Here is an 18789-nt window from a genome sequence, read left to right as displayed (position 1 = left end):
TTCTAAATCGTTTGGACTAGACGACTTGCCTGTCATCCATTGTCATAACAGGCAAGTGTTGATATTAACCCCAGCACATCGCCAAACCTGTTTTCGCCGTGACAGATTTCACGCCTTTGACAGGTTCATTAGTGATCAACTGAACACCTGTGTTGAAGTAATCCAAGCCTTTCGTCGCTGTAGGACGAGTACCTGTTTTGGCAAATTCTGAAATGGCATCTACGCCATCAATCGCCATTTTGATAGGGAATTGCATTGCGGTTGCATCCAAGATGCCTTCTTGAATGTTTTTCACACCTGGGCAGCCACCATCAATGGACACAATCATCACGTTTTTCTCTAAACCAAAAGATTTAAGGGCTTGATAGGCCCCTGCTGCTGCAGGTTCGTTGATGGTGTAAACCAAGTTGATACTTGGATCTTTTTGCAACAGGTTTTCCATGGCACGACGGCCACCTTCAGCGGAACCTTGAGTTACATCATGACCTACAATACGCGGATCGGTTTCATCACCGATACGGTTGGGGTTTTTGATATCAATACCGAAACCTTTTAAGAAACCTTGGTCACGAGCGACATCAACGGTCACTTGGCTGGTACTCAGATCTAACATGGCAATTTTAGCGTCTTTTGCTTTAGCACCCATTTTTTCTCTTGCCCATTTACCAATCAATTCACCCGCTTGGAAGTTATTGGTGGCAAATGTCATGTCAGCGGCACTCACTGGGTTAAATTTGGTATCTAAAGCAATGACCAATAAACCCGCCTTACGTGCCTTTTCAACCGTAGGAACAATCGCTGCTGGATCACTTGGAGTAATCAAAATACCCTTAGCGCCCGCCGCAATTAAATTCTCAATAGCATCGACTTGGGATTGATTATCTCCGTCATAACGACCAGAAAACGTACGCAAATCAAGACCAAGCTTTTTCGCTTCTTTTTCTGCACCTTGCTTCATGGTAACAAAATAGGGGTTGGTATTGGTCTTAGTGATTAGACCGATGATAGGTTCATCTGCCAGAGCGACAGTCGAGAGAGAGCCAGCGGCGACTAGGCAAGCTAGTTTACGGTAAGGAAATTTCATTGTATTGGTAACTCCAGTTTTGTTTTTATTATCAGCAGAGACGCTGTTGAATCAGACCCGAGTTCAATCTGTTGGAGATCTGCTTCTAGGCGCACTTTGCAGTATAAAAGCTAATGGAAAATTTCACCGGGAATTTTTTTTTGTAATATTTGTAACTTTTTAGCGATCTATATAAAAAACTTCAAATAACTCTTTGATATTAAATGGTTTTGAAATAAACAAATCGGATTCATTAAGTGCGTATTTTTTTCTTATTTCATCGTAAGGTAGGCCAGACATGATCACAACGGGGCCATGAAAGAGTACATTTGACGTCTTATCACTCATCTGACTCGGTTTTAAACTGTGCGCAAGCTCCACCCCATTCATCGTCCCTGCCAAGTTAACATCCGACACAATCACATCCGGTAACATGGCTTGTTTTAACGCGCTCAGTACTGCTTCAGCACGATCAAAGCACTGCACAATAAAGCCCATTTTTTGTAACTGTTCACGCATAGCGCTTTGCACTTCCATATCGTCTTCCACCAGCCACAACAAGCTATCGGCAGGTAACGGAATGGGCTTATGACGTTCAATAGTAACGTTAGGCTCTATCTCTTTTCCACGAACTTGTTCAGGTAAAAACAAACACACTCGAGTCCATTTACCCGGCTCAGATGTCACTTTGATCTCCCCTCCACTTTGCTTCACAAACCCATAAATCATACTTAGGCCAAGGCCACTGCCTTTACCTACGGGTTTCGTGGTAAAAAAGGGCTCAAATATACGCCCTAGCACGTCTTCTGAAATGCCTTCACCAGAATCTTCTACCTTGATACGAATACCGGGCTTCGTACTGTCTGGCAACATGGCATATTTGGTTGAAAAGGATAAATGACCACCGTCCGGCATAGCCCCAGCACTATTTAAGGCAAGATTAAGCAAGGCATTTTCTAGCTGAGAAGGGTCTATCAGGCTCACAAAGTCTGGACACCCTAAATGACAAGACACACTAATATGGGAACCCACACTGTATTCCACTAAATCCAGCATGCCCTCAATAAGGTCATCGATTTTGGTGGGAACCGGAAACAATTGCTGACGACGGCTAAAGGCCAACAAACGCTGTACCAAATTACTGCTTTTCTCTGACACCGCCAAGGCTCGCTCAATATATCGCGTTTGATCTGCCGTTTGTGGGGAAGAGTCGGATAACATCTGCAGATTTCCCATGATGGCCGCTAACAGATTGTTGAAATCATGGGCAACCCCTCCCGTCAGCTGGCCCAGCATTTCCATTTTCTGCGCCTGACGAAGCTGGCTTTCCACACTTTTACGGTCCGTTAAATCCGTATACAGGGTCACAAAGCCCCCTTCTGGCATGGGTTTGGAGCGAAACTCAATGATTTTGCCCGAATCAAAATGACGCTCAAAACTTTGACTGCGCAAATGACGGGAAATATTTATTTCGTCCATATGAACCTGCTGATTTTCTAAATTCAGCGTTTTTTGCTGGCCCTTGTTAATTAACGATTGAACCTTTTCAATGGACATCCCCGCCTTTAACTCATCAGGAGATAAGTCAAACAAGGTTTCATAACTGGGATTCCAAGCAACCAATTCTCCTTTGCCCGAAAACACACTCAGCCCATCGTTCATATTATCGAAAATGGTTTCCAACAATTTTTTCTGGGCCGATAATTCCGCAGTCACTTCCACTCGTCTTATTGCGTCATAACGAAACACTTCAAACGCATCGGCCAAGGTACCAATTTCATCATTACGTTTAATCTTCGGACGATCTGAGTCCATATGCCCCATCGACAACTCTTCCATGTCTTTGGTCACCGCTTGCAAATCCCTCGTCATACGCTGGCTCTGCCAATATAAACGAATCAGACCAATCATCAAAAAGATGGAAATACCAAAAATCCAATGCTGACCATTAGACACATATTTCGACACGGCCTCTCGCTGACGGGCCACTTTCTTTTGCAATGCGCCAACAAACTGACTCACCTGTGCACTAAGCTCTTCTGACTTGGCGCGAATCAAGGTCAGTAGATATTGTTTTCGTAACTGGATTTTTGCTAAGCGACGGTGGGCTTTCAATAAGGCGCTGGCAATATTTTGTGCCTCTTTGCCTTTTGTATTGAGCGTCAACTGGGTCACAATACTGTCAGGCACCACATGCGGAGATTCCAAGAGTTTTAATAACCAATCCAAGCCTTGTTGGGCGCTGATGACGTGAGTCGTATCATTATCAGGCTTGATTTGACGAATCTTAAACTGCAATGCATAGCTGTCTTCGCGAATATATAACTCCTCACGAACCAGAGACACCAATTCCTCTAAAGTCTTTTGCAAATCATCCAAGCGACCATTGACGGTGTCCCGAAAGGCCGGATCCGTCAAACTATTGGCAACGCTTCGTAGCGCCGCAATACTCCGATTGATACGTTGAGATTCCGCCTGTAATTGAAAAGGTCGTCCTGATCCTGCCGTATAAGGTGCCGTCGCCGCTAATTGCGCGACCCCTTCGGCTAACGTCAGAGAGGTACTGATTTCGGGTAAGGTCTGAGCTTCGAATTCAGAAAGCGAGTCTTCACTCACTCGCATAGATTGCCAACCAATGCCTACCATACAAAATGCGACAACACTCACCGTCAGAATGGCGAAGGAGACTTTTTGACGAATGCTGATAAAGCGCATTTAGTTTTTCCACTCTAGTTTTTACGAACTGGCCCTTGGAAAAAATACCCCAGCCCACGCTGCGTTTTAATAAATTGCGGGGTTTTAGGGTTACTTTCAATTTTACGGCGCAATCTTAAAATCAAAACATCGACAGTGCGGTCAAAGACTTCCGCTTCCAAACCTCGACTTTGATCAATTAACTGTTCCCGTGAAAAAATACGGTCAGGGTGATGAACCAACACTTCTAATAAGGAGAATTCCCCCAGTGTCAGTACCACTTGTTCACCCTCCTGGTTCATTAATTGACGGGCCGTCAGGTCTAAAACCCAGTTACCAAAGTATAAACACTCATGAGGGTCTTCAAGGGTATTTAGCACAGGTGCTGGTGCCAGTTGTATCGCACGTCGCAGCAAAGCATGTATTCGGGCCATCAGTTCCCGTAGATTAAACGGCTTCATCATGTAATCGTCTGCGGCTAATTCCAGCCCCAAAATACGATCCGTTTCATCACCTTTCCCTGTTAACATCATGATAGGCATCGTAAAAAGGTTACGAACATCTCGCGCTAAATGTAATCCGTCTTCTTCACGGAGATACAAATCCATCAAGATGAGATCGACCTGTGTTCGCTCTAAATGCGCCCACATTTGTGCACCACTGTCCGCTTCTAAGACTTGGTAACCTTTTTGCGACAGTACATCACACAACAACTGACGAATATCTTGGTCATCATCAACGATCAGTAAGGTTTTTTTATTTGGCTCGATCATCGTTACGAGTTTAATCCTATGTCTCTAATTAGGCGTTTTCGTTTTACCATTCAAAATTAAGTGATTTGGTAAGATTAGAAGAGAAAAACCAACTTAGAATGTATCATGCTAAAATCCATCCCATATTAACAGCTGCTGACCTCGAATATGAATAATAAACGCATTTCTCTGCAACAAGAGACCTCTGAACATCATTTTTACGCTGCAGAGGAATCTATTATTCTAGAAGTCTTAATTCGTCATTGCGTGCCCATTAAACACGCTTGCCAAAATGGCACTTGTGGCATTTGTCTCACGCCTTTAATCACTGGCGAAATAGACTATGGCCCACGCCAGCCAAGAGGCCTGAGTGACAAAGAACAAGCGACAGGGTATTTTTTACCTTGTATTGCCAAATGCAAAACCGATATTCGCATCGGCCCTCCGAAAGTCAAGGTTCACCGATAAAGCCGAAACGTTAATCATCGACACAGCCAAAAAGAGTCTGTTATGTCCATCGCACTGCCCATTTACAACCTGATACCAGCTCTTAAACAACAACTGAACACGGCCCATGAGGCCATTTTAGAAGCGGCTCCAGGGGCGGGGAAAACCACTGTTGTGCCACTGGAGCTGATGAACGAAGCTTGGCTTGATGGCAAACAGATCATCATGCTCGAACCAAGACGCTTAGCCGCAAAAGCCGCCGCCAAACGCCTCGCCGACACCTTAAACGAACCATTGGGCCGGCGCATCGGTTATCGTATTCGTCACGAAGGGGCAGAAAGCCAAAACACGCAGGTATTGGTTGTCACCGAAGGCGTGCTAACACGTATGCTGCAGGACGACCCGAGCCTTGCCTCCGTCGCGCTCGTCATTTTTGATGAATTCCACGAACGCAATATCCACTCAGACCTCGCTCTCGCCTTGTGTTTGCAGGCCAGAGAACTGTTTCGTGACGATACCCCACTAAAACTGCTTATCATGTCTGCCACGTTAGACACCGCCATATTAGAAGAACGCCTCGGCTGTAAGACCTTAGTGAGCGAAGGGCGAAACTTTCCGGTTGCCATTCGTTATGCCAATAAACGCTTAAAAACCCTTGAAGTAGTCGACGAGGTCGTCAGACAAACACTCCAAGCGTATCAAGAAGAAGACGGTAGCCTATTGGTTTTTTTACCAGGACAAAAAGAAATTCGTTATGTGGCAAGCCAGCTTAGCCAAGCGCTAAAACAAGATCCTCATGCGATGATTTTACCCTTGTATGGCGAGTTGAGCCTAAAGGAACAAGAGGCCGTAATTCACCCTATTGCGCCCCCCCATCGTAAAATCGTTCTAGCTACCGCCATTGCACAGACCAGCTTAACCATTGAAGGCATTCGTATTGTCATCGATTCTGGCCTAAGCCGTGAAGCCCAATTCGATGCCAATACCGCCACCACACGCTTACATACCCGTCGCGCCACGCAAGCCGAAACCACTCAACGAATGGGGCGAGCAGGGAGAAGAGAAGCAGGTATATGTTATCGCTGGTGGAGTGAAGAGCAACAACATCAACTTGCTCCCCAAGCATCACCACAAATAGAATGTGTTGACTTAAGTGCTCTCACTTTAGAGGTCGCCAAATGGGGGATACAAGATCGACTTGAACTGGCTTGGATCACCCCACCACCGCTGGGCCATTGGCAACAATCTGTCGAGTTACTGAGTACTCTAGGTGCCCTCGATCCAGAGCATTTCACCCTAACGCCTCATGGGGAAGCCATGGCTCTGCTTGGTCTAGCCCCTCGCCTAGCGAACCTACTCATCAAAGGCGTTCAACAAGGTCAGCCAATACTCGCCTGTCAGATCTGCGCACTGTTGTCCGAAGGCGATCCCTTCGTCAATCAAAATAGCGATTTTTTGAGCCGCTTACAGTGGTTTAAAGGAGAGCATAACCAACCAGCTCGACGCCCCAAAAGCGTCTATCAAACCTCTTTCAAGCAATGGCAACAACGCAGTCAAGGGCTTAATCTCTCTCCCCCCATTGTTGATAGAAACACAGCGCCAGACCAAGCATTAGCCAACCTCCTAGCCTGTGCTTTTGCTGATCGACTCGCAAAGCGACTGGGCGAACAAGCGAACAGCGTGCGCTATAAACTCTCAAATGGTCGTATTGCGCTGCTGGATATAAGCGACACGAATGCAAAGGCGGATTATCTTGTCATATTGGACCTTGGCGGTCATCAGGGACTTAGTGAGGATCGTATTTTCCTAGCGCACCCATTTGATATCGAGCACTTACAGCGCGAGCACCCAAGCCTCTTCTCTCAGCAGGATCATGTAGCTTGGTCTAAAAAAGACAATCGATTAATTTACGAGTCACAAACCTGGTTAGGTAAACTCTGCGTCCATCGTAGGCAAGCCAGTAAACCATCGGATGATGCCATCCGCTCCGCCATGTGCACTTATATTCGTCGTGAAGGCATCGACGCGCTGTCTTGGGACGATAACAGCTCACAACTCAAGGCCAGACTCGCCTTTGCCCACCAGCAAGACACCAATTTTCTCACCAGCCAACGAGAAAGCTGGCCCGATATGTCGGATGAGGCCTTGCTAAAATCATTGGAAAGTTGGTTAGGACCCTACCTTGGCAACATCACGAATCAAGCACAGCTCAACAAACTCAACTTAAAACAAATCCTCCTAGATAGCTTACCCTGGGAATTACAACAGCGTCTTAACGATAAAGTACCAGAGCGATTATGCGTTGCCTCAGGCAGCCATCATAAAGTGGATTATTCGCAGCCTACGCCAACACTGCGAGTCAAACTACAGGAAATGTTTGGCACCATGCAAAACCCAACCATCTTAGGTATGAGCGTCAAAATAGAGCTGCTCTCCCCTGCACAACGCCCACTAGCGGTTACCCAAGATCTGCCCTTCTTCTGGAAAGAAGCTTATCCAGACGTTAAAAAAGAAATGCGCGGACGCTATCCAAAGCATCCTTGGCCAGACGATCCGATGAGCGCCATCGCCACAGCAAAAACAAAACGAGCCTTAGAGCGATAGTCTTTCTTCCATGAGCGTGACGGATTGGTTTCCCAAGACGGTCCGTTACCCTGCAGCATTATTAGCCTACCTACCATTATGAATGGGACTCTAAATGGTCTAGTTTTTGATCACTTTCACGCCTTTTTCTATACAAAAATTTACATAAAACAAGAACTTTGTAAATTGATATGATTTATTAGACATATTCTTTGCTTATAATGAGCAATATTTTACGTAATCAACCAATAAAGACCCTCTTAAGAAAAGCAAAACTATCATTTGTTGATGGGATAGCTGATCAATAAGAACCATCACTCATAGCGGATAGTTTATGGAATCCAATACAAAGCTTTCGAACGACAAGTTGTTTAAAATAGGTGTCAGACTGGTTAAAATCGCGTGGGGTGTGGAAATACTTGCGGTTAGTATCGGTTTTCTTATCTCTATCATCGTCTCTTTTTCTGTGTATGCTCAACTCGATAAAACAGACAGAGCACTCGATTTCGGTGACTATAGCAATATTCTGGTTGCCGCCTTACCTTTTGTCCTTGTTGCGGTCGTTGAAGCCTCCAAAATACCAATGGCCACCGCATTAATGTACGCCAAACATACGGCTTGGCGTATTCTGTTTTTCGTTGTTCTTGTTATGCTAGCCACCATTACTTTTGAAACCATGCTTAATGGTTTTGAACGTAACTTCTCCGGCCTTAACATCGCGATTGATGATCGAAAAGACGCCGCCTTACTGCTGCAGAACAAAATTGACGTTCTGAATCGCCGTAAGCAAGACATTGATATCATCGATCCACAAAAAGTCGATTCGGATTATCAAAAAAACATCCAAAGAGCCAATGCTGCCTATTACCACTCTTTGGAAAAAGAGCGTGAGTACATCAATCACGAAATTGCCAAACTCAGTTCTAATAACCAGTTAATCCAACAGTATCAAGCGGATATTAACGATCTTAACAAGAAAGAAAGTGAAATATACGATGCTTGGGATAAGGAGCGGAACAGATTAAAAACACGCTACTACGGTCGATTAAATAATTATGTTGAAGGTTCTGAGAGCGATAAGAAAAAGTTGCAAAGAGAACTGGACCAGTTAAAAGCTGAACAAAAGAAGGCTCTTGACGATGCCAACTTTTTCACTCGCCCTTCCGTTGAGAAAAAGTACAGCAAACTGATTTCCGAAAAAGAAGACCGTTTATACAAAATTGATGATCGAATTAATGGCGATGATGGCCTAAATACACAAAACCAAAGTGAGCAACAACTGCAAGCTCAATTACAAGCCTTAGCGGATGATTATCAGAATCGCATCAAGTTAGGTCGAGCTCGTATGGCCTACCTTGAAGGACAAATAGCGGCTCAGACAAAAGACATGAAAACGAAGCAACTCAATTATCGCAATGGCTATAATGAGTTTGCTCAACAAGCAAGCCAAAATCGTAATAGTGTTGTGTCGCGGGCCGCGAAAGAAAAAGCGAAACTACTAGATCAATATGATGAGATTCAAGTGGAAGTCAAAGCCATCGATAATGAGATTTATGGTATTCAGCAAAAACAAACCATCATTAAAAACGAAGTGAATCGTTTGGTAAACCAAAACCAGTTCTATCGCCTTGCGGCTTATATTACCAATAAAAAAGAAGCCATTGACGTCCCCAAATCAACCGTTGGCTTAGTGGCCTTGGTTTGGTATTCATCGTTGGCTTTCATTAGTGCGGTGACAGGTGTGTTACTTGCTATTGCAGGGCTTTATATACAGCGTATCTATGCCAAAAATGAAGATGTTGATACCTCGGCTCGCCCTCCCGCGCCCAGTATTCATCACAGTACTCCAAACGAATAAGCCTGCTACGAGCAAAGAACCAGCGACAATACTCGCTGGTTCTTTGGGAAGCAGACAAATACTCGCCACTTCAGCATACCATTCGTGTCGACTCCCCCACATCTAATGAAATTCGGGGGTAAACACAGGAACCTTCTGACCATTGTCACTTGCAACAAACACCACTTTTACTGACTGTCCGATTTTAATCTGATTAAAATCATCAGTCATTATATTGGTGAGTATGATAGGCCCTTCTTCCAGCTCAACATAGGCAATGCAATAAGCGGGCGTTGCTCGAGTCATGACGCTATAAGAGTAAATCACCCCCTTACCACTGGCTTCGAACCATTCACAATGATTTCGTCCAGAAAATGGGCTGTGCTCTCGCGGATAAAAAAACGCCTTGCCGGTATCCAGACAACGCTGAATCATTAGTTTGTCTTCATTGGCAGCCTGCCAAAAAGTCTGAGTCTCTGGACACGGTTGCGGTGATGTAGGAATACGATGTTCCATAATCAGCCCTCTCTTTCTAGAATTAACGTGGCACTGCCATGGCGTGCCCCCAGTTGCCCACCCGTGCCATGCACTAATGCTAGAGTACAATTGTCCACCTGTACGGCAGGATGAGCTTCACCACGCAGCTGACGCATGGCCTCAATCAGTTTTGTCATCCCCCCACGATTTCCCGGATGATTGTTACATAACCCCCCACCATCGGTATTAAACGGCAAGCGCCCTACCCCAGAGATCAAGCCACCATCGGCGACAAAACGCCCCCCTTGACCAGGCTCACAAAAACCAAGATTCTCCAGTTGAATCAAGACAGTAATCGTAAAGCTATCATACAAAGAGGCATACTGAATGTCCTGAGGTGTCACACCAGCTTCAGCAAACGCTTCTTTACCCGTTTGCACGGCACCGGACTCAAGGATATTGAAGTAACCGCCGTTAAGATGTTTCACCGTAAAGCCCGATCCAATGGGTCGAATCAACGGACGCTTAAGCTGACGAGCAACATCGGGATGAGCAATCACCAATGCCCCACCACCATCACTTATCACACAGCAGTCCAAGCGATGCAGTGGTGTCGAGACAATCGGCGAGGCAATCACCTCCTCAACCGTCACCACCTTAGGTAACATCGCATTAGGGTTATGTTGAGCATGGTGGGATGCTGCCACCTTAATCCAAGCTAACTGTTCGGCGGTTGTGCCATATTCGTACATATGACGCGCGGCACACATCCCATACATATTGGTGACCACTGGTCCGTATGGTAGCTCGAACGGAGATTCCGCTGTTGATTGTGTCTGTTTGAGATGGCTCTCGACGGGGGAAAACTTTTCCGCCCTTGGCCGACCCGCTTGGGTAATCAGAGCAACGCGGCATTTACCCGCCTGGATGGCTTGGACAGCGTGCTCCACATGATTGATATAAGACGATCCCCACGTTTCAGAGGTATCGAAATGGCGTAATCTCAGCCCCAAATACTCGACCACGGACAATGGGCCAACGCCAGGAGACTCCCAACCAGGCACATCACCCGCACAGAAATAACCATCCACATCATCGACCGTCAAACCCGCATCCTGCAGAGCCCCCATTGCCACGTCAGCATGTAACTGACCCAGCGACCTATCTACAGCATGGCGTGTTGGATGTTCGTAAGCGCCCACCACATAGGCTTGCCCTTTAAGCCCCATGATGTTTCTCCTCATAAAAATAGTTTAGTATGCGCTGCTTACGACTACTCGGTAGTTGCTACACCACGTAGGCAGCTCACGTTACTCATACTCCATCGATGCTTAATCAATAACCATAAGTACGTCTTGGGCAACCACTCCCTGACCTGTCGCGAAAGCCACCAATGGGTTAATGTCGATTTCAGTGATCTCTGGACGCTCGCTCATGAGTTGTCCCACTGTCGCCACCACATCAGCCACTGCCTCCAGATCAACGGCAGGCTCACCACGGAAGCCATTCAGCAGTTTCTTACTTTTTAGACTATTTAACTTGGCGATAATCGCTTCTTTTGGTAATTGAGGTGGCATCAATTGCACATCACCTAATACTTCCACCCACACACCACCTAAACCAACCATGAGGATAGGTCCCCATTGCGGATCACGACTTGCTCCTACCAACAGTTCAAGGCCTTTTTGACCCATTTTTTCTACCAGCACACCATCCAACGTCAAATCTGGTCGTGCTTTATTAACATTGTCATAAAGTTTGCTCCAAGCAACGCGTAATGCGTCTTCATCCTTAATGTTTAGTAAGACACCACCGGCATCACTTTTATGAGTCAGATCGGCAGACTGAGCCTTAATCACCACGGGATAGCCAATTTCATTAGCGATATGGATGGCTTCATCAAACGTCGTGGCAAGCGATCCAGTTGGTGTAGGAATAGACAGTTGCTCAAGAATTTTCTTGCCAACCCACTCAGGCTGCGTCCCTTTATTCAGGGTTAAGCTAGCAATAGCCTCTTTCTTGTCCAAGGTATTCTGTTGCTGTTGCAGCGCCTGTTGACGACCAAAACGGGTGACATTGGCTAAGGCGCGCATGGCACGCTCAGGAGAGCGCATGATAATGGCGCGGTGTTTACGAGCTTCTTCAATAAACTCTGGTGACAATGGTACATCTTCGTTTTGCATCACATAGATAGCGGGCTTATTACTGCCTTTAGTCGCTTCAAGGTAATAGCCTAACCACACAAGAGACGCTTCCTTAGTTGGCAAAGGCATGGAGACTAACACACTGCCGATGGATGGATCCGCCAGTAATGCCTTCACACCCTTTTCAATCAAATCCGGCTGATAACTCGATAATGTGCCTAAGTCCAGAGGATTACGAGGAGGTAAAAATTCGGGTAAATGCTCTTTCAGTGCCTTGACCTGCTCTGCTGATAATGGCGGCATTTCTAAATTGAGCTGTTCAATATAGTCCTGAGCCAAACCACAAATAGCACCAGAGGCGGTAACTAAACCTAGTCCGCCGTCTGGCGCAATCGGATAGCGCAACAGCAGCTGCGTGGTATCGATCGCTTCTTCCAAGCTATTCGCGATGGTTACACCAGAATACTCTGTTATCAACTGCATGGCAGCGTGGTTACCAGAAAGTGCCCCTGTATGTGACTTAGCCGCTTCTTGGGAACGCTCGCTTCGCCCTGAATGCAATAGAACGACACCTTTACCGTGGTGACGGGCTTCCTTCACGGCATCAATAAATTCACTAGCAGAACGGATTTGCTCTGCGTACACGACGATAGCCCCTGTATGCTCATCCGTCGCATAATAACGGATCATATCAGACAGGCCAGTCTGTGCTTCATTCCCCGTGGTCACCATATAAGAAAGAGGTACACCACGCGCTTTCAGTGATGCCGCGATATGAGCACCAATACCACCACTTTGTGCTACCACCGCCACTGCTGGCCCATTATTAGGATCAAGACGAGTCGGTAGCTCCAACTCGACCATCATGACATAGAAACCATTAACGTAGTTGAAATAACCCACGGTATTAGGACCCAGCAGAGACATATTGCCCGAGTTCGCGATGTCAGCCATCTCAAGCTGCAAATGACGACCCTCTTGACCCATTTCAGCAAAACCAGATGCAAAACACACCGCACTACGCACGCCTCGGGAGACACATGCTTTAATCGCATCCAGTACAGCGGACGACGGCAACATTAAAATGACCAATTCGATCCCTTCGGGCAACTGAGCGATTTCCGTCAGGACCTGACGACCATCAATCTGCCCCCCGCTACGACCTACCAGGTAAATTTCTCCATTGAACCCACCGTCTAACAAATTGTTCAGAACCACTCTACCAGCGGAACCTGGTTTGCTAGACATGCCAACAATGGCAACGGTTTTGGGATTAAGAATCGGACGAATGTCCTTGTTAAATTGGCTTTCGATAGACGAACTGGCATCGCCTTCATGATTAAATGTACTCATAACAACCTCTTATTTTTATAATTAAAGTGTCTTTGCTAGAAGTAAAATTAACGGGACTATCATTAATCAGGCGTAATTTTATTCGCCCGTTTTTGTAAGAATGCGTTTACTCTATCTTTCGCTTCTGGTGCATCTTGCGTAATGGCGGCCATCAAAGACTCAGTCATCAAACCATGGGACATGGGCTGTTCCGCAATCAAAGGTAATGCTTTAAGAATGGCGAAATTAGACATGGGTAAGTTACTGGCAACTTTCTCCGCTAACTCCCTGGCTTTACGCATCCCTTCGCCTTTTTTCACAACGTAATGAGCAAGGCCTATTTGATGGGCTTCTGTTGCATCGACAACGTGGCCTGTTAGCATCATTTCAGCAACGCGAGAAAAGCCAATCAGCTTAGTAATTCGAACCGAGCCACCACCGCCTAAGAAAATCCCCCGCTGCCCTTCTGGCAAGCCGAAATAGGCATCACTTTCAGCAATGCGGACGTGAAGGGCTGAGGCCAATTCTAGACCACCGCCGACCACCGCCCCCTGCATTACCACAATCACAGGGACTCGACCAAATTGTATTTTGCCAAAGGCCTCATACCACAACATAGAACCTTCAATATTTTCAGAAGAGGAAGACTCCTTCAGTTCTGACAGGTCCAACCCTGCACTGAAATGCTCTCCAGCACCAGACAGAATCACGGCTCTCACGCTCTTGGGTAAGGACGAGAATACATCCATTAATTCCTCAACCATCGCCATACTCAGTGCATTACGCTTTTCAGGTCGATTTAACGTCACCATGGCAATGGCACCTTCAATAGAGAGCGTCACAAGTGGCGCACTATTAGTATCAAGCTCTTTCATTATTTTTATCTCCTCAATACGAATCAGCACTTGTATCTGATACCGATGTTAACCCACACCAATGCATTGATCAGTGTTAGTATAAAAACATATTGTAAACCAAACATAATGTTAACCTAGTTAACATATTGTCATGATATTATGCAAACATCAAGCGGTCATAAAAAGCTTGGGCAACGACTTCACATCCCGTCTAATAGACAGACATCAGGGTTCGGCTTTGGTATATGCTTCGGCATTAAAATGAAAACAAAGGACAAACTAGGAATGAGATCAGGCAAAAAAACGCCGAAAGATGGCCTATACAGCAATGAGATGAAAATAGATCCTCTGGACCTGGTATCTAAAGCGCTGGGATACTCAATAAAGCGCGCACAAGTACACGCATACGAACTTTTCTTTGAATTTCTTGGTGACAATGCCATCTCACCTGCTCGGATGACCGCATTATCGATAATTGGCACCCACCCAGGAATCACCCAATCCGCTTTGGCCAAAAAGCTTGGCATCAGCCGAGCCGGTATTGTCAAAGTCGTCGATTGGCTGGAATCACTCAATTTAGTAGAGCGTCGTAGCAAACAAAGTGATCGACGCAGCAACCTACTCTACCTAACGGACTCAGGACAAGATGAACTAAGCTGGTTAGCCGAACAGTCAAAAGAGTATGAAAAAATACTCGCTTCAAAACTCACGGACGAAGAACGCGACCAGCTTATTAGACTACTGGAAAAAGTCACCCTGTCGCGGTGCGACAAACAAGCCACTCGTAAAACGCCCCAATAAGACCTCATTCAAGTAACAGAGAGGGCTGATTATCGGTTTTTCAGAGAAATAAACCAGCCTGTTTTGCGGACTCATTCAGCCCGCGAAACAGGTGGGGGGATTGAGTGGTGAGGATTTAGTGTTAAGAGACATCAATGATGTCTGGCACGATTGAATCGGAATGAAAAGAAGCTAATGCCGAATGGCGTCTTTTTTGGTGGGAAAACTTAAGTTAAGGGTAAAATTTATCACCATCGACTATCTTAATGATGCTTAATAATTCTATTCAAATACAGATCTCCAACAGGGAAGACCATTGTGTAGTCATCCCAGTTGAGATTACCATCCTCAATGTTGAATGTAAGAAACTTATCAACATTTTTATACGGCTCATAGTCAGAATGCCCAACACTAAAAATAAATAGAGCAAAATCAACCACGGACTGATGACCATCACTGAATGTAATTTCAAGAATATGGCCAGTAAGATGACGTGTACCAACCAGCGACAATTCGGACATTTCTCACTAATATTCCTAGAAAAAATTTTGTACCAATAGATTAAAGTCGTTAATTACTCAGGGACGACTACGTAAGCTACTGAAGTGGCTTTATTACGCCCCATATTTTGGGTCATTTTTAAGTCGATTATGGCTGAAAATAATTTTTCCAACGGAAAGAGATAAAAATAGCATGGCTCTTCTTGCTTGAAACCTCATTATTCAGGGACGACTAATTATTGAGCTCTACAGCCCCCATCTACCTTCATTTTACCAACGCCAAGGTAACGGGCCGCTTTGGAGCATAGTGGAAAATTGTTCCGCGTGCTTGCGTTTGTTAGGCATGGATTGCCAGCTTTTTTTGAAGAACTTGATCATCAATACTCATAAGCTCCTGTTTCGTAATAATGCAAACTAAATCTTTTCCTTTTCGACCTTCAGACTCTCCAGCCAGCCGATTTATTAACTGATTATACTTTTCTTCATTGTAAGCCTCCGAATCCATAACAATGAGGAGAAGTGTATTAGGTAGTCTGTCTGTCACCTGTGAATATACACTCTTTGCATATATATTTTTCAAATATACTTCGCGAAGCCAGCCGAAGTTAAACCCCTTCCTTATATACTTAACTTCAACTATATAGTCTTTGGTTAACATGGTCTTACCACGAAGCAATATATCCAATTCAACGTTCGCCACCATTTTATTGTGACTAACGTCAAACTTATTTCCATACACCTTTGATAACTTGCCGTAGACAAATTCTTCCACTTTTGAGTATTGCGACCTGAACGAATTAACAATGTAGGAATCAGAGTTTCCAGACTCTGCAACCTGAAGACTCTCATATTCTGACGTTTCTTTTTCTTCTATTTCATCTTTAGTTGCATCGCGAAGTGATTGCTTCTTTATTTCGACATCGAGCCTTGTTTGCTCGTCAAGATGGAGCTGGTTTTTCCTCCAGTTTTTCAGGCCTATGAAGATGAATATCATCCCGATAGTAGAACCGATAGAGGAGAACCATGGAATAAAGCTAACGATAAATGAAACTGTATACTGTCTTTTAATTACCACCGCCTTAGCCGCATCTGACAGTGCGTTTATCTCTGACTCTGGTCGGAACAAATCGAAAGGTTCCCTAAGAAACATCCAAGGAGCCAAAATAGATAGGGTTATCAATACTACACCTAGAGATACTATAAATTTATATAGATCTCCAAATTCAAACTTCATTCTCGCTCCTTCTAATGCCTAACACCGCCAACACGCTTGGATTTGCAGTGGAGGCGAAGCCGTAACGGAAAGCCGTCGCTGTACCTAGCTGTGTTAAATTTTACCCACTTCAGGCGAAAATATTACACACTGTCCATCTTCACCATAATGAACATGTCCGCCAATCCTCTTTACTCGTAACTCCTCTAGCCCCGCATCTATTTCGTTGATTTTTTCGGGATTTGACTTGTAGAGTGTATTCTTGGTTTTCTCTAGCGTCGCATTCATGATCTCTGTCATTAAATCCAAATGCTCATTGATACCAGAGAGCAGTCCTACGGACTTTTGGGAAAAGTCATTATTATTGATGTAGTTTAAATGAAACCCACTCATGTCAAATCTTATCGGGACAAAAGACAGTACGTCTTCTTTATGCTTGTCAATATAGTCTACACTATGTGCACCTAGCTTATGTCGAATATCACGGATTTCTAAATTCTCTAACTTGCTGCGAAAATTCGGCTGCTCCGAAATTTGACATAGTTTGCATAGCTTGAACACAGCTTCTTGCTGTATGTATGTCGAATTTAAAACCCCATATAGGCGAAGGTACTTTTCTCCAACATCGTTGTATCTGGATACGCCCTCTAAGCCGAACCGGAGAAAATGGTCTATAGATAGGGAAGTATCGCCAATGAGATCCATCCCTGAACAAATGAATTTCCAATCCTTCTCACTGTTTAGTTTAAGTGCACGCTTGACATATTCAGGAAATGACTCATTCCCTTTGGGACCTTTCGCAAGGCGCCCATTTACAAGCTCCCTGAAGAAAGCCACATGATCGTAGAGCGCTTTCGCTTTAAGACTGTACACATACTCTCCTTAAAATTTAACCGTTTAACGGTGCGCATGCGTGTTTACAAACATTGTCATACAAATATATTTATAAAACACTGACTCTAAAGGCATTCATACAGATACTAACAAAACCGAATACCGGAATGACGCGCATGCGTGTTATTCCCTATCTTTTTAGGAAAAGCACAGCACGTTATTTCGGCTATGAATTTGTTTAATGATTGATCTTAGAGCATATTTTCAATTTTCGCTAAAGAAAACGAGAAAGTTTTATCGACAAATCAAGCACATCGGCTGTGATTTATAACAATAACCATGGATTTTAGTCACCTTGGTGTTTGATTCGCGTAGACGCGTTGAGCCTGCGAAACAGGCGCAAGCGAATTGAATGGCAAGGTGAGCTGGTATAGACTAGTGGACTTTTTAGATAGCGAGAAGACCCCCTCCCAACCTCCCCCTTGGCAAGGGGGAGGAGTCTCTTCCCTCCCCTCTTTTAAGGGGAGGGATTGTGTTTTCTTGCAACGAAAAAAAAGCCCTGACAGCATAGCTATCAGGGCTTTCTCAAATTAAATCTTGATAACGACCTACTCTCACATGGCTTTCTAATTCAACCAAGCCCACACTACCTCGGCGATGGCAAGCGCCTGCGGCGAATAAAGTGCCTCTTCTGAGTTCCGAGATGGGATCAGGTGCTTCAACCCGGCTGATGGTTTAAAACGTTTCTTGAGACGAAAAAAAAGCCCTGACAGCATAGCTATCAGGGCTTTCTAAATTAAAGCTTGACGGCGACCTACTCTCACATGACTTTCTAATTCAATCAAGCCAACACTACCATCGGCGATGGCAAGCGCCTGCGGCGAAAAAAGAGTCACTTCTGAGTACCGAGATGGGATCAGGTGGTTCAACCCGGCTGATGGTTTAAAACGTTTCTTGAGACGAAAAAAAACCTGACAGCATAAGCTATCAGAGCTTTCTTAAATTAAATCTTTATAACGACCTACTCTCACATGACTTTTTAATTCAACCAAGCCCACACTACCATCGGCGATGGCAAGCGCCTGCGGCGAAAAAAGAGTCACTTCTGAGTACCGAGATGGGATCAGGTGGTTCAACCCGGCTGATAGTTTAAAACGTTTATTAAGACGAAAAAAAGCCCTGACAGCATAAGCTATCAGGGCCTTCTTAAATTAAAGCTTGACGGCGACCTACTCTCACATGGGATCTCCCACACTACCATCGGCGATGGCGCTTT

The 18789-nt window shown here is 45.0% G+C and carries 13 protein-coding genes and 1 pseudogene; 4 read left to right on the top strand and 10 right to left on the bottom strand.

The window, feature by feature from the left end:
- Positions 1 to 64: 64 nt before the first annotated feature.
- The 3 genes from JHD45_RS19260 to JHD45_RS19250 all read right to left on the bottom strand — a co-directional run bounded on the left by JHD45_RS19260 (position 65) and on the right by JHD45_RS19250 (position 4530).
- Positions 65 to 1084, bottom strand: a complete 1020-nt coding sequence (locus JHD45_RS19260) for a sugar ABC transporter substrate-binding protein (protein ID WP_199478105.1) — start codon at positions 1082 to 1084, stop codon at positions 65 to 67.
- A gap of 159 nt (positions 1085 to 1243) precedes the next feature.
- Positions 1244 to 3778 carry a PAS-domain containing protein gene (locus JHD45_RS19255; RefSeq protein WP_199478104.1) on the bottom strand — a complete coding sequence of 845 codons (2535 nt, stop codon included), beginning with the start codon at positions 3776 to 3778 and terminating at the stop codon, positions 1244 to 1246.
- Between the two features lie 14 nt (positions 3779 to 3792).
- Complete coding sequence (locus JHD45_RS19250) at positions 3793 to 4530, bottom strand: response regulator (protein ID WP_199478103.1); 738 nt, start codon at positions 4528 to 4530, stop codon at positions 3793 to 3795.
- A gap of 147 nt (positions 4531 to 4677) precedes the next feature.
- Here JHD45_RS19250 and JHD45_RS19245 point away from each other — a divergent pair, with 147 nt between their 5' ends.
- From JHD45_RS19245 to JHD45_RS19235, 3 genes and pseudogenes are all read left to right on the top strand, one after another.
- A complete protein-coding gene (locus JHD45_RS19245) occupies positions 4678 to 4977 on the top strand; it encodes a 2Fe-2S iron-sulfur cluster-binding protein (protein WP_199478102.1) in 300 nt (99 codons plus the stop codon).
- Positions 4978 to 5007: 30 nt separating this feature from the next.
- A pseudogene (hrpB, locus tag JHD45_RS19240) lies at positions 5008 to 7560 on the top strand (ATP-dependent helicase HrpB); the annotation flags it as partial.
- 313 nt (positions 7561 to 7873) lie between these two features.
- Positions 7874 to 9397 (top strand): hypothetical protein, encoded by a 1524-nt coding sequence (locus JHD45_RS19235; protein ID WP_199478100.1) that lies wholly within the window; start codon positions 7874 to 7876, stop codon positions 9395 to 9397.
- Positions 9398 to 9499: 102 nt separating this feature from the next.
- Here JHD45_RS19235 and JHD45_RS19230 read toward each other — a convergent pair whose 3' ends face one another.
- The 4 genes from JHD45_RS19230 to JHD45_RS19215 form a co-directional block, all read right to left on the bottom strand.
- Positions 9500 to 9892, bottom strand: coding sequence for a Zn-ribbon domain-containing OB-fold protein (locus tag JHD45_RS19230; RefSeq protein ID WP_199478099.1), 393 nt, complete (start codon positions 9890 to 9892; stop codon positions 9500 to 9502).
- A 2-nt stretch (positions 9893 to 9894) separates the two neighbouring features.
- A complete protein-coding gene (locus JHD45_RS19225; RefSeq protein ID WP_199478098.1) occupies positions 9895 to 11082 on the bottom strand; it encodes a thiolase domain-containing protein in 1188 nt (395 codons plus the stop codon).
- Positions 11083 to 11184: 102 nt separating this feature from the next.
- The gene (locus JHD45_RS19220) at positions 11185 to 13350 is read right to left on the bottom strand and encodes an acetate--CoA ligase family protein (RefSeq protein ID WP_199478097.1); all 2166 of its coding nucleotides are present in this window, start codon (positions 13348 to 13350) and stop codon (positions 11185 to 11187) included.
- A 62-nt stretch (positions 13351 to 13412) separates the two neighbouring features.
- Positions 13413 to 14204, bottom strand: a complete 792-nt coding sequence (locus JHD45_RS19215; protein WP_199478096.1) for a crotonase/enoyl-CoA hydratase family protein — start codon at positions 14202 to 14204, stop codon at positions 13413 to 13415.
- A gap of 267 nt (positions 14205 to 14471) precedes the next feature.
- On the opposite strand from JHD45_RS19215, the gene JHD45_RS19210 reads away from it, so the two are divergent.
- Entirely contained in the window at positions 14472 to 14987 is a 516-nt protein-coding gene (locus tag JHD45_RS19210; protein WP_199478095.1) for a MarR family winged helix-turn-helix transcriptional regulator, read from the top strand.
- 242 nt (positions 14988 to 15229) lie between these two features.
- Here JHD45_RS19210 and JHD45_RS19205 read toward each other — a convergent pair whose 3' ends face one another.
- The 3 genes from JHD45_RS19205 to JHD45_RS19195 form a co-directional block, all read right to left on the bottom strand.
- On the bottom strand, positions 15230 to 15487 hold the full coding sequence (locus tag JHD45_RS19205; RefSeq protein WP_199478094.1) for a DUF2442 domain-containing protein: 258 nt from the start codon (positions 15485 to 15487) through the stop codon (positions 15230 to 15232).
- Between the two features lie 316 nt (positions 15488 to 15803).
- Complete coding sequence (locus tag JHD45_RS19200; RefSeq protein WP_199478093.1) at positions 15804 to 16700, bottom strand: hypothetical protein; 897 nt, start codon at positions 16698 to 16700, stop codon at positions 15804 to 15806.
- Between the two features lie 93 nt (positions 16701 to 16793).
- On the bottom strand, positions 16794 to 17552 hold the full coding sequence (locus tag JHD45_RS19195) for a hypothetical protein (RefSeq protein WP_199478092.1): 759 nt from the start codon (positions 17550 to 17552) through the stop codon (positions 16794 to 16796).
- Positions 17553 to 18789: the final 1237 nt, after the last annotated feature.

This window comes from Marinomonas spartinae (assembly GCF_016461715.1).
GTDB classification, from domain to species: domain Bacteria; phylum Pseudomonadota; class Gammaproteobacteria; order Pseudomonadales; family Marinomonadaceae; genus Marinomonas; species Marinomonas spartinae_A.
The sequence above is the reverse complement of the archived record's forward strand: the minus strand, read 5'-3'. Positions and strand labels throughout refer to the sequence as shown.

What these genes read in the sequence shown, in the direction of transcription:
- JHD45_RS19260 (WP_199478105.1), bottom strand. Translation starts at nt 1,084, where the DNA reads ATGAAATTTCCTTACCGTAAACTAGCTTGCCTAGTCGCCGCTGGCTCT.
- JHD45_RS19255 (WP_199478104.1), bottom strand. Translation starts at nt 3,778, where the DNA reads ATGCGCTTTATCAGCATTCGTCAAAAAGTCTCCTTCGCCATTCTGACG.
- JHD45_RS19250 (WP_199478103.1), bottom strand. Translation starts at nt 4,530, where the DNA reads ATGATCGAGCCAAATAAAAAAACCTTACTGATCGTTGATGATGACCAA.
- JHD45_RS19245 (WP_199478102.1), top strand. Translation starts at nt 4,678, where the DNA reads ATGAATAATAAACGCATTTCTCTGCAACAAGAGACCTCTGAACATCAT.
- JHD45_RS19235 (WP_199478100.1), top strand. Translation starts at nt 7,874, where the DNA reads ATGGAATCCAATACAAAGCTTTCGAACGACAAGTTGTTTAAAATAGGT.
- JHD45_RS19230 (WP_199478099.1), bottom strand. Translation starts at nt 9,892, where the DNA reads ATGGAACATCGTATTCCTACATCACCGCAACCGTGTCCAGAGACTCAG.
- JHD45_RS19225 (WP_199478098.1), bottom strand. Translation starts at nt 11,082, where the DNA reads ATGGGGCTTAAAGGGCAAGCCTATGTGGTGGGCGCTTACGAACATCCA.
- JHD45_RS19220 (WP_199478097.1), bottom strand. Translation starts at nt 13,350, where the DNA reads ATGAGTACATTTAATCATGAAGGCGATGCCAGTTCGTCTATCGAAAGC.
- JHD45_RS19215 (WP_199478096.1), bottom strand. Translation starts at nt 14,204, where the DNA reads ATGAAAGAGCTTGATACTAATAGTGCGCCACTTGTGACGCTCTCTATT.
- JHD45_RS19210 (WP_199478095.1), top strand. Translation starts at nt 14,472, where the DNA reads ATGAGATCAGGCAAAAAAACGCCGAAAGATGGCCTATACAGCAATGAG.
- JHD45_RS19205 (WP_199478094.1), bottom strand. Translation starts at nt 15,487, where the DNA reads ATGTCCGAATTGTCGCTGGTTGGTACACGTCATCTTACTGGCCATATT.
- JHD45_RS19200 (WP_199478093.1), bottom strand. Translation starts at nt 16,700, where the DNA reads ATGAAGTTTGAATTTGGAGATCTATATAAATTTATAGTATCTCTAGGT.